The sequence below is a fragment of the Providencia sp. PROV004 genome, from assembly GCF_011045615.1.
GTDB lineage: Bacteria > Pseudomonadota > Gammaproteobacteria > Enterobacterales > Enterobacteriaceae > Providencia > Providencia rettgeri.
Window position 1 is genome coordinate 3,318,433 of sequence record NZ_CP042859.1, and the last position, 14,124, is coordinate 3,332,556.

Annotated in this window: 13 protein-coding genes; 8 read left to right on the forward strand and 5 right to left on the reverse strand. The window is 40.0% G+C overall.

Annotated elements, in window-relative coordinates:
• Positions 1–4: 4 nt before the first annotated feature.
• Complete coding sequence (locus FVA69_RS15150; RefSeq protein ID WP_109910982.1) at positions 5–580, reverse strand: TIGR00730 family Rossman fold protein; 576 nt, start codon at positions 578–580, stop codon at positions 5–7.
• Between the two features lie 319 nt (positions 581–899).
• Here FVA69_RS15150 and rhtA point away from each other — a divergent pair, with 319 nt between their 5' ends.
• Both rhtA and dps read left to right on the forward strand, forming a co-directional pair.
• A complete protein-coding gene (rhtA, locus tag FVA69_RS15155; RefSeq protein WP_109910981.1) occupies positions 900–1,787 on the forward strand; it encodes a threonine/homoserine exporter RhtA in 888 nt (295 codons plus the stop codon).
• A gap of 325 nt (positions 1,788–2,112) precedes the next feature.
• The gene (gene dps, locus FVA69_RS15160) at positions 2,113–2,616 is read left to right on the forward strand and encodes a DNA starvation/stationary phase protection protein Dps (protein ID WP_004909197.1); all 504 of its coding nucleotides are present in this window, start codon (positions 2,113–2,115) and stop codon (positions 2,614–2,616) included.
• A gap of 137 nt (positions 2,617–2,753) precedes the next feature.
• On the opposite strand, the gene dinG is transcribed toward dps, so the two are convergent.
• On the reverse strand, positions 2,754–4,865 hold the full coding sequence (gene dinG, locus FVA69_RS15165) for an ATP-dependent DNA helicase DinG (protein WP_004909193.1): 2,112 nt from the start codon (positions 4,863–4,865) through the stop codon (positions 2,754–2,756).
• A gap of 257 nt (positions 4,866–5,122) precedes the next feature.
• On the opposite strand from dinG, the gene FVA69_RS15170 reads away from it, so the two are divergent.
• Together FVA69_RS15170 and sseA are read left to right on the forward strand one after the other, a co-directional pair.
• Entirely contained in the window at positions 5,123–5,284 is a 162-nt protein-coding gene (locus FVA69_RS15170) for a hypothetical protein (protein ID WP_004256593.1), read from the forward strand.
• A 38-nt stretch (positions 5,285–5,322) separates the two neighbouring features.
• The gene (gene sseA / locus FVA69_RS15175) at positions 5,323–6,162 is read left to right on the forward strand and encodes a 3-mercaptopyruvate sulfurtransferase (protein ID WP_004909190.1); all 840 of its coding nucleotides are present in this window, start codon (positions 5,323–5,325) and stop codon (positions 6,160–6,162) included.
• 80 nt (positions 6,163–6,242) lie between these two features.
• Here the strand turns inward: sseA and FVA69_RS15180 are convergent, their stop codons facing one another.
• The 3 genes from FVA69_RS15180 to rhlE form a co-directional block, all read right to left on the reverse strand.
• On the reverse strand, positions 6,243–6,491 hold the full coding sequence (locus FVA69_RS15180) for a GlsB/YeaQ/YmgE family stress response membrane protein (protein ID WP_004256598.1): 249 nt from the start codon (positions 6,489–6,491) through the stop codon (positions 6,243–6,245).
• A gap of 159 nt (positions 6,492–6,650) precedes the next feature.
• On the reverse strand, positions 6,651–7,592 hold the full coding sequence (dusC, locus tag FVA69_RS15185) for a tRNA dihydrouridine(16) synthase DusC (protein ID WP_109910980.1): 942 nt from the start codon (positions 7,590–7,592) through the stop codon (positions 6,651–6,653).
• A gap of 168 nt (positions 7,593–7,760) precedes the next feature.
• The gene (gene rhlE, locus FVA69_RS15190) at positions 7,761–9,098 is read right to left on the reverse strand and encodes an ATP-dependent RNA helicase RhlE (RefSeq protein ID WP_109910979.1); all 1,338 of its coding nucleotides are present in this window, start codon (positions 9,096–9,098) and stop codon (positions 7,761–7,763) included.
• Positions 9,099–9,383: 285 nt separating this feature from the next.
• Between rhlE and cecR the strand changes: the two genes are divergently transcribed.
• The 4 genes from cecR to FVA69_RS15210 all read left to right on the forward strand — a co-directional run bounded on the left by cecR (position 9,384) and on the right by FVA69_RS15210 (position 14,116).
• Positions 9,384–10,082, forward strand: a complete 699-nt coding sequence (gene cecR, locus FVA69_RS15195; RefSeq protein ID WP_109910978.1) for a transcriptional regulator CecR — start codon at positions 9,384–9,386, stop codon at positions 10,080–10,082.
• A gap of 153 nt (positions 10,083–10,235) precedes the next feature.
• Positions 10,236–11,231: a secretion protein HlyD gene (gene hlyD, locus FVA69_RS15200; protein ID WP_115167704.1), complete on the forward strand. Its 996-nt coding sequence runs from the start codon at positions 10,236–10,238 to the stop codon at positions 11,229–11,231.
• Positions 11,232–11,240: 9 nt separating this feature from the next.
• Entirely contained in the window at positions 11,241–12,980 is a 1,740-nt protein-coding gene (locus FVA69_RS15205; protein ID WP_110731800.1) for an ATP-binding cassette domain-containing protein, read from the forward strand.
• Positions 12,977–14,116, forward strand: a complete 1,140-nt coding sequence (locus FVA69_RS15210) for an ABC transporter permease (RefSeq protein WP_110731799.1) — start codon at positions 12,977–12,979, stop codon at positions 14,114–14,116. Before FVA69_RS15205 ends, FVA69_RS15210 begins: the two co-directional genes overlap by 4 nt.
• Positions 14,117–14,124 lie beyond the last annotated feature (8 nt).

Consider the following 14,124-nt stretch of genomic DNA (forward strand, 5'->3'; position numbering starts at 1 on the left):
GATGCTAGTCGTAGGTTTTAATTGATGGGGCAATATAAGATTCAAAACTTTCTAATAATTCAGCAGGTGAATCATTCACAATCGCCATATGACGATATTTTTCATGCAGGAAACCTTCATCTGCCATTTTATTTGTCATATCAATCAATGGCTGCCAATAATTATTAATATTAAACAAGGCACACGGCTTAGCATGTAAACCAATTTGGCTCCAAGTAAATACTTCTGCGTACTCTTCAAGTGTGCCATAACCGCCAGGTAAAGCGACAAAGGCATCAGCAAGTTCGATCATTTTACTTTTACGCTGATGCATCGTTTCAACTTTATATAGCTCGGTTAAATTTTTATGAGAAATTTCGCGTTCTTCTAGCAATGATGGGATAACTCCAATCGCTTTTCCCCCTAATGACAAAACGGTATCAGCAATTGTCCCCATAATTCCCACACTAGCACCGCCATAAACTAATGTAATATCACGCTTAACCATTTCTTTAGCAAATTCAATGGCTTTTTGCTGATAGACCTCATTATTTCCCATACTGGAACCACAATACACTGCAATACTTTTAATCTTTCCCATCTGTTCCTCATTTTCCATTTTTATTGTGACTTTTTAGAGAATTGAATTATACGAGCCTAATGCAGAAGCTCAAGCTTCGCCCTCTGTCATAATAAAATGAGACTAATTCATGTTTATAGCACTACAATTCACCTAAACCAACATATTGACAGCCAATAGAGCACATTTCCCCCCTTATGAGCGATAGCTAAACCACAAAGAAATATAAAGCCGTGCCGTTTTATGAGATAATCTTTAAGAAATTATTTTTCATCACTAAATACTTATTTTCTAAATATTTATTATCAATTAAGTTACGTTTTCCGAGGTTTACTTATTTATGTCTGCCGACACTAAAAAGAGCGCATTTCCGCTATTACCTATAGGGTTATTACTGCTTGCAATGACCTCTATTCAAAGCGGGGCTTCTTTAGCTAAAACTTTATTTCCCGTTATCGGCGCTCCCGGTGTTACTGGTTTACGTTTATTGCTTGCTACGATTATATTATTTGTTATTTTTAAGCCTTGGCGTTTAAAATTCAGAAGAAATTCACTGGTTCCATTGTTAACTTATGGCTTGTCCTTAGGAACCATGAATTATTTATTTTACCTTTCTCTTGAGCGTATTCCATTAGGGATAGCCGTTGCATTAGAGTTTACAGGGCCATTAGCCGTTGCGATGTTTTCTTCTCGTCGCCCTATTGATTTTCTGTGGATAGCGCTGGTTATTGTTGGGTTGTTATTTTTACTTCCTATTGGCGATGATATCGATTCCATTGACCCACTTGGCGCCATTTATGCACTTGGTGCAGGGGTTTGTTGGGGTATTTATATTATTTTCGGACAACGCGCAGGGGCTGGCTACGGTGCAGCAACCGTCGCAATCGGTTCATTTATTTCTGCCTTGATCTTCTTCCCTATTGGCTTAATGCAAACTGGAGTCGAGGTGATGTTTGACCCATCAATCTTACCTCTTGCGCTAGCCGTCGCGATTTTATCAACCGCATTCCCTTATACATTAGAAATGATCGCGCTAACTCGCTTGCCTGCTCGAACTTTTGGTACATTAATGAGCCTTGAACCTTGTATGGGCGCATTTTTGGGGATCGTTTTTCTACATGAACACTTAACGATGACTCAATGGTTGGCATTGTTATGTATTGTCTGTGCTTCTATTGGTTCAACCTCAACAGCGGTACCAAAGTCAAAAATAGAAAAAGTGTCCTAGCTACAAAATCTAATGGCAAACGAAGTCGTTAAGGTTAATAAATTCGATATGCTGATATTTATTAACCTTTTTTCATGTAAAGATTTATTCATCAATTTGAAATAATCATTTTTTATTTTTATTTTATTATTTAATTGGTGCTATAGCACTTATTGCTAAAAACTATCAGCATTCAAGATCCACAATAAATTAACAGTTAATAAAACCTATCGAATAGGCCTATTAAACTAATCGTTTATTACATTATGACAAAGTCGGTTTATTATTTTATATTTATTGACAGATGAGGTTACTAAACAAATTCATATTTAAGAGAGGATGAATCATGAGTACAGCTAAATTATTTAAAGCATCTTCAAATGAACTTTTATATACACGCAATGATATGGAAGACAGCGTAAAATTGGAAACCATTGGAATACTTAATGTTATGGTAGTCCATTTTACCGATCTCTCTCTAATGACTAAACAAGCCCACTGGAATATGCGTGGTCGCAATTTTATCGCCGTACATGAAATGTTAGATGGTTTTAGAACCACGCTAGTTGAACACTTAGATGAATTCGCTGAACGCGCAGTTCAATTGGGAGGCGTTGCTATTGGTACAACCCAAGAAGTTAGCCGCTTCACTTCGTTAGAGGCTTACCCAATTAATATTCACAGTGTACAAGATCATTTGAAAGCATTAGCAGACCGTTATGCGGTCGTCGCGAATGATATTCGAAAAGCAATTGATGAAGTGGAAGACGAAGATACCGCAGATATGTTTACCGCGGCTTCCCGCGATATGGATAAATTCCTCTGGTTTTTAGAAGCTAATATTGAGTAATGTCGTAAATAGAGTCAATTCAAATTGACCAATGGCCACTGCAAAGTGGCCATTTTATTTACTAACAATTAGCTATATAAATCAAACTATTATTGAAATTTAAATACCTTAAAAAAAATACATTAACTTAATGATAATTATTTACTGTTTTTAGATATTTCAGGCTGTTCTATCGGAAATACAGGTAATGCATTTAATAATCTTTTGCCATAATTTTTAGTTAATAACCGTTTATCATAAATAATAATTTCACCATAACATTCATGACTACGAATTAACCTACCTGCTTGCTGTATCAAATTAAATGAAGCACTCGGTAAACTTTGAACTTCAAACGGGTATCGCTTCAACGACTTCAACCAATCACCTTCAGTGATAATCACAGGGTTTGTTACTGGTGGAAATGCAATTTTATGAATATGGACCTGCGTTAAATATTCCCCTTTTAGGTCTAACCCCTCAGCAAACGATTGTAAGCCAATTAAAGCACTAGATTGCCCTTGATTAATTCTTTCACAATGTGTTTCGACTAACCGATAACGTGGTTGATCTCCTTGAACTAAAAGCTGCAAACGCAAATCTTTTACGTGCTCAAGAAAACCTTCCATTGCTCTTTGACTACTAAATAAAACCAACACGCCACGGTGAGTATTTTTAATAAATTGTTCACGAAAAAACACCGCCATTTCCGCTAAGTGTTCCGCTTCATTGTTTATCGTTGGCTCATATTCCATTTTAGGAATAATAATTTTTCCCTGCTCAACATGGTTAAAAGGAGAGGACAATGTCACAAAGCGATCATCACTTTTTTCAGACAGCCCAGTAAGTTCCATAAAACGTGAATAACTGTTCAACGACCTCAGCGTTGCTGATGTAATCACAATATGAGGAATATTTCGCCATAACAAATGTTGTAATTGCTCACTCACCCGGATCCCAGCACAATGCATAAAGAAACGAGATTGGTTTTTCTCATAACGCCGACTTAACCATTTTGACACAGGGGCACCTGAACTTTGCTCTAATGCCGCCAGCCGCCAGAGCTTCGACATATTTTCAAAGTATCCCATAGCCCTACTAGTTACAATAATCGACCGATGTAAGCGAACAATATCTTGCTTCGCAGTTTGTTCCGTCAAATCATTTAAGATAGCTTCCGCTAACCCCTGTAGGGCATCTGTCTGCTTAAATAGCACCTGACAGCTTAATTGCATTGCTTCAGGCAATACACCTAGCGGAAATAAATACTCAGTTTCTTTTGACGTTTCTGGCAATAAGGCATTTGCTAGTAATGAAAAATCACGAAATGTTTCACGCAATTTTTCTGCATGTTGCTGTAATCGTTCAGGGTTAGCTAACTTTGGTGGTTTTGCTGGGCGAAATTGCCCCATATATTGCCCAACATGCTGAATAAAGCTATCAAGCTGTGCCGTTAATTGAACTAGCGTAATTTCGCCTTCAACTTCAAGGGCATCCCTTGCAACGTCTGGAACATGGTGACCTTCATCAAGCACTAATAATAAATTTTTCGGGTCAGGTAATACCGACTCACTCTCCATAGCTGCCATTACCAACGCGTGGTTAGCAACCACTACATCTGCATCTTCGATTTCTCGCCTAGCAATAAAAAATGGGCACCGCTGATAAAATTGGCAATTACGGCCTAAACAGTTCATTTTATCTGTGCTGACTTTACGCCATAAGCTATCGCTAAATGCCCTTTTGTGATGATCCCTTAGCCCATCCCATGCAAAGCTTTGAAAATCATGCCGCAGCTGCTGACAAATTGCCCGTTCTTCACTATTCGCAATTTCCGTTTTGTCTTCCACCAATAACATTAAATCTATTTGCTCACCTTCTGCTGCACAAATAGCTTCTAAATTACGGGGGCAAACATAACGAGCACGCCCAAATGCACCTGTATATTTTAGATCAGGAATAATTTTGCTTAATAACGGTAAATCCTTACTATAAATTTGGTCTTGTAATGCCACATTCGCCGTACTAACCACTAAGGTTTTTCCTTCTTCCCTACCAACCGCTATCCCCGGTATTAAATAAGATAGAGTTTTCCCTACTCCAGTAGGCGCTTCTATGACCAAATGGCGGCCGTCATCATCCGCTAAATTTTTCGCGACTTGCGCTATCATCTGCCGCTGCGGGGCTCTTGAAACAAACCCATCAATTTGTACGGACAACCCTTTATACCACTGAGTTATTTGTTCTTTAGTTTTATTCGACAGGGACATAAATTATGCAGGTGACCAAAGTTAAAATGAAAGATAACGAAACTGACAACAATATGAAATATGAAAAAAACTCTTTTGCCAACCGCTTCGCAAAACTACTGTATTAATACCCATTATACATAAAAATTGGGAAGCTTTTTGCAAAACGCCCATTATGCGACAGAAAAAATAGCTTTTAACTTGTTTGCAACACTCATCCGGTTATACTTTGAGTTCTTACACTATTTGGATTTTTATCACTAGGCAGGCTATAGAAAATGAAAAAGGTTGTTATCGCACTTTGCGCATTATGTGCTTTTGGTTCTGTAGGCGGTATTGTGTTAGCTGGTATGAACATTTATACCCGTTCAACAACACCACTTGAACAAGGTCAACCGCAATCCCCTTCAGCACTGCCAGCACCTAATCAAATTCAGTAATTTTTAAATAATTTAGCAACCCAGGATGGAGATAGCTTATGTACAACGATTATTTCGTAACCCCACAATGGTTAAATTCACATCTATTTGATAATAACATCATTGTGCTCGATGCTTCCTCTCCACCACCAACCGCACCTTATGACTGCCGCCAACAATATTTAGAAGAACATATTCCTAACGCTCAGTTCTTTCATCAAGATGAAATTGCAGACAAAAGCTGTGATTTACCTCATATGCTGCCAAGTGCTGAAGTTTTTAGCCAAGCAGTTAGTGCCATGGGTATTGGCAATGACACCCAAGTTATTATTTATTCTCAGAATAACTTATTTTCATCCCCAAGAGCATGGTGGACTTTCACCACGATGGGCTGCAAAAACGTTAAAATTTTAGCCGGTGGCATCGATGCTTGGAAAGCTGCTGGGTTTGATGTTCAGTCAGGGGAAGTCACTCCGCCAGCTGCGAAGCAATTCCATGCCACACGTAAAGACAGTAACGCACTGAATCAAGAACAAGTACTTGAGATTGTAAATCAAGGCAAAATTCAAATTATTGATGCTCGCGCAGAGCCACGCTTTCTTGCCCAAGCGCCAGAACCGCGTCCGGGTTTACGTATGGGGCATATTCCAGGGAGCAAAAACGTCCCATGGGATCTTCTTGTGGAAAATGGTACATTCAAATCACCAGAGCAACTTAAAGCTATCTTTGCTAAGCAAGGTGTAGATATCCATGCGCCTTCTGTGACGACCTGTGGTTCAGGAATGACCGCTGCAGTGGTATTAATGGCATTAACCTTATTAGGTAACCAAAACCTGCGTTTGTATGATGGTTCATGGGCCCAATGGGGGCAAGATAACGGCCTGCCAATCGAGTCGTAACCCTCTTCTTCCATAAAAATATAAGCCACTCGATATTTAAGTGGCTTATAGAATGAGCATTTACCAAGTAGAAGAAATGGCTATTTGGCAAATATCCCGGCTAAGAACAGTACGACAATCGCACCGATGACCGCGACAACAAAACTCCCAAAGTTGAAGCCATCAACTTTTCCTTTACCAAAGAAAGTACTGATGTAACCACCCACAACAGCACCAACAATCCCCAGCACGGTGGTCATAATGAACCCCATGTGATAAGTACCTGGCATCAGCCACTTAGCTAAAACACCAGCAATTAAACCAAAAATAATCCAAGCAATTACACCCATCTTACGCCTCCCAGACTCGGTAATTTCACTATAATGTTAAAATGTTCCCATATAATAGTAGAGCTTTAAATAAATTAAATCACTCTCCTACCAATTAAGTAAAGACCCTATAAGTTAATTTCGCAACTATAAATTCTTGCTAATTAACATTATTCATAATTAATTGTTCACTATTTCAGTTATCACTTGTGCAATCTGTTGGGCATTTTTTAATGATCTAACTTGAGAAAATAGTTCATCTGCCTGATGATATTCTTTGCGTAAATAGCCTAGCCATTGTTTAATTCGGGCTGCATGGTAATGGCCTGTATCTCCTTGTTTTTCAAGTTCCGTATACTTTAATAGCAACTTGCCAACTTGCTCCCAAGGCATTTTAGACTCATTAAATTTGACCACCCGGCTAAGGTTTGGCGTATTGAGTGCTCCACGGCCAATCATTACGGCATCACATCCTGTGATTTCAAGGCAGCGCTGTGCGCTTGTATAATCCCAAATCTCACCATTAGCAATCACTGGAATCGACAATTTACGACGGATTTCGCCAATGGCAGACCAATTAATGTTCTCTGCTTTATAACCGTCTTCTTTGGTTCTACCGTGAACAGTAAGTTCTGTTGCTCCTGCTTGTTGAACTGCATCTGCAATCTCATAAGCAAATTCAGAACTATCCCACCCCAAACGAACCTTAACCGAAACAGGTAACTCTTTTGGAACTGCTTCTCGCATTGCTTTAGCGGCTCGATAGATTAAATCGGGTTGCTTTAATAAAGTCGCACCACCACCATGACCATTCACTGTTTTTGATGGGCAACCACAATTTAAGTCGACTCCCCAAGATCCTAATTCAGCCGCTCGGTTTGCATTTTCTGCCAACCACTGAGGGTGCTGCCCTAATAGCTGCACACGAACTAATGTCCCTGAAGGGGTGCGGCTTCCATACTTTAGTTCAGGGCATAAACGGTAGAATGTTTTTGCCGGTAAAAGGGTATCAACCACGCGAACAAACTCGGTTATGCACAGGTCATAGTCATTAACTTCACTTAATAAACAACGAACTAGAGGGTCTAAAACTCCTTCCATAGGAGCTAACAAAACGCGCATAAATGGCTCACAAAAAACGTAATAATACCTGCTTATCATACCGTTTATTTAATAGATGAGCAGAAAAACTTCTAAGGTGGGAGATACCAAAAACTAGCTTAACGTGACTTTGCAAGTAGCTCTTTTTAATGCTATTAACATTAAAAAGAGCCGCAAGCTTATGGAAGGTTAGCTGTCACTTCGCCCTTGTTTAACTTTTTTCTGTGCGTTTTTCCATGGGGAACCCGCCCCCTTCCCTGAACTCGGCTTTGATGATGGTGCATTGCTACGACGTGGTGCTTTACTTTGATTCCTATCACCTGAACCGCCTGAACGACGTTCATTGCGTTGTGGTGTTTTTTGAATTGGCTCAGCCTTTATGGAAGGGTCGGGCTCATAGCCTTCAATCGCCATCAATGGAATCGATTTTTTCAATAATTTTTCGATATCCTTGAGTAATTTAGCCTCATCGATACACACTAAGGAAACTGCCATCCCAGTTGCTTCTGCGCGGCCTGTACGACCGATACGGTGAACATAGTCTTCGGCAACATTAGGAAGCTCAAAATTCACCACATAAGGAAGCTGTTCAATATCGAGACCACGGGCTGCGATATCCGTTGCCACTAACACACGAATATCTCCAGATTTAAAGTCAGCTAGTGCACGAGTACGAGCCCCTTGGCTTTTGTTGCCATGGATAGCAGCAGCTTTGACACCATCTTTATTTAAATGCTCAGCCAGACGGTTTGCACCATGCTTTGTACGTGTAAAAACAAGGACTTGTTGCCAGTTTTCACGGCCAATCATAAACGAAAGTAATTCCGCTTTTCGTTTTTTATCAACCAAATGCACATATTGAGTCACTTGCTCAGAAGCTGAGTTTCGCGGAGCAACCTCAATAGTCACAGGGTTATTGAGTAATTTATTTGCCAGTTGTTTGATTTCATCTGAAAACGTTGCTGAGAATAATAAGTTTTGGCGCTTTTTGGGTAACTTATTAATCACCCTACGAATATCATGAATGAACCCCATATCTAACATACGGTCAGCTTCATCCAGTACAAAAACTTCGACTTGAGAAAGGTCTACCGCATTCTGGTGTTCTAAATCTAATAAACGCCCCGGAGTCGCAATTAAGATATCAACCCCACCACGCAACTTCATCATTTGTGGGTTAATACTCACCCCACCAAAGACCACAAAAGAACGAATACGTAAATGACGGCTATATTCTTTTACATTTTCAGCAACTTGCGCTGCAAGCTCCCTTGTTGGCGTCAAAATTAACGCACGAATAGGCTTGCGATCCTTTCCTGCACGAGGAGTTGTAATAAGCTTTTGTAAAATTGGTAATGTAAAACCTGCTGTTTTACCCGTACCAGTTTGAGCGCTAGCTAAAAGGTCGTTTCCTGCAAGCACAGCTGGGATAGCCTGTTGTTGAATAGGCGTAGGGCTTTCATAACCTAATTCATTAATGGCAAGCAAAATTTCCTCGTTTAACGCGAGGTCTGAAAAAGTAGTCAAATTAAATTACTCCGGGCTTCACCGCTTCAAATTGAATGTGGCAGTTATGGGGGAAGTGAGTCAGAAGAAAAAGCGCAAACTGCCGTGCGACACTGTGTAAAATTCTAACATTATTTGCAGATGATAAATATATTAATTTAGTTTGCTTAATAAATTAATATAAAATCTCATTCGTATAGTATATATACTTATATGGTACTATGAGATGTCGTTTTTTACTTTTTATTGACATGAAAAGCCATTAAGAGCTAATTAGGTGTTATTTAATTCTGAATTTTTAAAGGAATGGTTATGAATACAAGTTCATCGTCAACGTTGCGAGGAGAAAATGCGAAAATGCAATTGCTTCTCACTGCTGCTGATGTATATGGAGAACAAGGGCTTGATGGCGCTACTACACGCAAAATCGCACAGGCATCAGGGCAAAATATTGCCGCAATTTCTTATTATTTTGGATCAAAAGAAGGGCTTTACTTAGCTGTTGCTCAGCTTATTGCAAAAACAATCAGGGACGATTTCCATGATGTTTTTCAAGCAATTGACAACTTTCTAAATCAACCTTTGTCAGTACAGGTAACTGATGATGCGCTTGATTTACTACAAAAAACAGTCATTGCTTATAATCATTTTCAGTTGGAAAAGAAAAATTTAAGCTTTTCTCGCATATTAGCACGTGAACAACTCAACCCCACCGAAGCCTATACGATAATTCATGAACAGGCTTTAGGCCCAATACATTCGCGCCTAAACCGTTTGATAGCGATTTATATTGGTGCTGACCCCAATCATTTAACAACGTTAATTCATACACACGCAATCCTTGGCGAAACCCTTTCATTTCGTATTGCTCGAGAAACGTTATTACGCCAAACTGGTTGGAAACATATTAATGAAAATGAATTTAAAATTATTAATCAAGTTCTTATTGAACATACAAATATATTATTAGCAGGCTTACGCCATCGCAAACAATATGAAAAGTGATATGATAAAAATATTAAAGTGATTCATTCACATTGATAATAACTAGAGGCTGATGATTTTATTGCAACTTGAGCCACATTTTCCCATTAAAAACAGCGGCCTCTAACAACATAATTTGTTTTCATATCATGGATTCTTTAAGTAAGGTTAGCTATGAGCAATAAAAGCCGTTCTATTGTTGTTTTCATTATTCTCATATTAATCGGTGCTGCAATTGGCGGTTATTACTACTATCAATCACAGCAAAACAAAATATTAACACTGTACGGCAATGTAGATGTTCGGACAGTGAATCTTGGTTTCCGAGTATCAGGTAAGCTCAAATCCCTAAACGTTGATGAAGGCGCAAAAATTATTGCAGGCGAGCAACTTGGTCAACTGGATGATCGCCCCTACATTAACGCCTTAAATAAAGCCAAAGGGGTACGTGATAGCGCCAAAGCTCAACTTGCTTTGAAAGAAAGTGGTTACCGAACTCAAGAGATTGCACAGGTTGAAGCTGAAGTAGCGCAAAAACAAGCCGCTTGGCAGTATGCCGATAACTTTTATAAACGTCAGCAAGGGCTTGCTGCGTCTCGCGTTATTTCAGCTAATGACTTAGACAACGCGAAGAACAATCGAAACCAAGCATTTGCCGCCCTTCAAGCAGCACAAGATAAGCTGAATCAATACCAAAGTGGCTTTCGCCAAGAGGAGATAGCGGCTGCGCGAGGCGAATGGCTACAAGCCGAGGCAGCTGTCGCTCAAGCTGAACTTGACTTACAAGATACCGTTTTAACTGCGCCTTCCCCTGGAACTGTTTTAACCCGAGCAATAGAGCCAGGCACGATCATCGGTGCAGGTAATACCGTTTTTAGCGTCACTTTAACAAATCCAGTTTGGGTTCGAGCCTATGTGAGTGAACCGCACCTTGGTGATGCCATCCCCGGTAAAGAAGTCTTACTGTATACGGATAGCCGCCCAAACCAGCCTTACCATGGCACCATCGGTTTTGTTTCCCCTACTGCCGAATTTACCCCTAAAAGCGTACAAACACCGGATTTAAGAACCGACTTAGTCTATCGACTACGTATCGTCGTCAATGATGCTGATGATGCTTTACGTCAAGGAATGCCAGTGACTATTCAATTTGCTGATAATAAACAGTAAGAGTTTGCTATGAGTGATGATTACAGTATCCGCCTATCCAAAGTCGAGAAAACATTTGTTGGCTTGGATACTCCAGCCGTTGAAAGTTTAACAATCGAAATTCATGGGGGTTCTGTAACAGGCCTTGTCGGCCCTGATGGTGCAGGAAAGACAACCTTAATGCGTATGATTGCAGGACTATTAAAGCCAGATGCAGGGAAAATTAGCGTGATGGGGCTCGACCCTATCGACGACAGCATTGCTATGCGAGCCAGCCTAGGCTATATGCCCCAAAAATTTGGTTTATATGAAGACCTGACCGTACAAGAAAATTTAAATTTGTATGCAGATTTGCGTGGGGTACTCGGCGAAGAGCGGCAAAAAACCTACCAACAACTGCTTTCTTTCACCAGCCTAGCTCCTTTTACCGATAGGCTAGCCGGTAAGTTATCGGGAGGAATGAAGCAAAAACTCGGATTAGCCTGTACATTATTAGGAAAACCCAAAGTTCTTTTACTCGACGAACCCGGTGTTGGTGTTGATCCCATCGCTCGACGCGAATTATGGCAAATGGTTCATACTCTTGCCGATGATGGAATGCTAATTCTTTGGAGTACCTCCTATTTAGATGAAGCTCAGCAATGTAAAAATGTGCTACTGTTAAATAAAGGCAAACAGCTTTATGCAGGAAAACCCGAATTATTGACTCAAAAAATGGCGGGACGTTCGTTTTTACTTGATGTACCTGCCTCACAAAAACGCACGGTATTGCAAAATGCACTCGTATTACCTGAAACCACCGATGGTGTGATCCAAGGCCGCTATATTCGCTTAATTTTGAAACCTAATGCGTCACAAGCGAATTTATTAACTGCATTAAATATGGCAGATGGAAAACTCATTGAGGCGCAGCCGCGTTTTGAAGATGCGTTTATTGACTTATTAGGTGGGGGTCCATCTCATCGTTCAGAATTAGCCGCTATCGTACCGCAAATTCCGCCTAATCCTGAAGAAACCGTCATAGAAGCGCGTAACTTAACCAAAAAATTTGGTCAATTTGCGGCAACTGATACCGTAAATTTCCAAGTTAAACGTGGAGAAATTTTTGGTTTATTGGGGCCAAATGGCGCAGGGAAATCGACGACTTTTAAAATGATGTGTGCGTTAATGAAGCCAACAGATGGGCAAGCACTCGTTCTTGGAATGGATTTAAAAACAAGTTCAAACAAAGTCAGACAGCACCTTGGTTATATGGCACAAAAGTTCTCGCTGTACGGCAACCTAAAAGTAGGGCAAAACCTGAAATTCTTTTCAGGTGTTTATGGTTTGCATCATCAACAGCAAGCAAAAAAAATCCAAGAAATGGTTGAGGCTTTTAACTTCAAACCGATTATCAATCAGGTTACTGAATCCCTCCCTTTGGGTTATAAACAACGTTTAGCCCTCGCCTGCTCATTGATGCATGAGCCTGATATCTTATTTTTAGATGAGCCGACCTCAGGAGTTGACCCACTAACTCGTAGGGAATTTTGGTTACATATCAATGGGATGGTTGATAAAGGCGTTACCGTTATGGTTACGACCCACTTTATGGATGAGGCAGAGTATTGTGACCGTATCGGGTTGGTTTACCATGGAAAAATTATTGCAGCAGGAACCCCTGATGAACTGAAACAGCAAATCGCCAGTACTGAAAACCCTGATCCTTCCATGGAAGATGCATTTATTGAGCTTATCATGAATTATGATAAGCAACAGGAGGCTCAATGACTCACACCGCTTCCCATTTTTCATGGCGTAGGCTTAAAGCGCTATGCTGGAAAGAAAGTAAACAAATTGTGCGGGATCCTAGCAGCGCCCTTATAGCTGTACTTATCCCATTGATGTTATTATTTATTTTTGGTTACGGTATCAATTTAGACTCAAGTAAATTACGTGTCGGTATTTTACTTGAGCAACAAAGTTCGCAAGCACGTGAATTGGTTGATACCTTCACGGGCTCACCATTTATTGATGCCACCATTAGTAATAACCGCCATTTATTAATCGATAAAATGCAAGCAGGAGAAATTCGCGGCATTATCGTCATCCCAGTGAATTTCGCAGCCGAATTGTTGAAAAAACAAGGCAATGCTGCAATTCAAGTCATTACTGATGGTAGCGAACCAAATACCGCTAACTTTGTACAAGCTTATACTCAAGGCGTGTGGCAAACGTGGCTAATTCAACAAGGGGAAAATAAAGGCTACCCAACAGAACCCTTAATTGAGCTCAATATGCGCTATTGGTTTAATGAAGCTGCAATTAGTCAGCATTTTATTATTCCAGGGGCAATTAGTATCATTATTACCGTAGTTGGTGCCATTTTGACCTCTTTAGTTATTGCAAGAGAATGGGAACGTGGCACGATGGAAGCATTACTTTCAACTCAGATTACTAAAACTGAATTATTGCTTTCAAAATTATTGCCTTACCAAGTTCTCGGTACTTTTGTGATGGTGTTATGCATGTTTGTCACCACATTTATCTTAGGGGTACCCTATCGCGGTTCTCTATTGGTCTTATTTGTCATTACCAGTCTTTATTTGGCAACCGCACTGGGGATGGGGTTATTGATTTCAACAATTACTCGTAACCAATTTAATGCAGCAATGGTCGCTCTGAATGCCGCCTTCTTACCTGCCATTATGTTATCTGGGTTTATTTTTGAAATTGATAGTATGCCAGCCATTATTCAGGCTGTAACTTATTTTATCCCTGCCCGGTATTTTGTCAGTAGCTTACAAACACTCTTTCTTGCCGGTGATATCTATATCGTTTTATTGATAGATTTCCTGCTATTAATCGCTTCTGCAATACTATTTATTGGACTAACGGCGCTAAAAACTCGCCGTCGTTTGGATTGAGGTGAGGT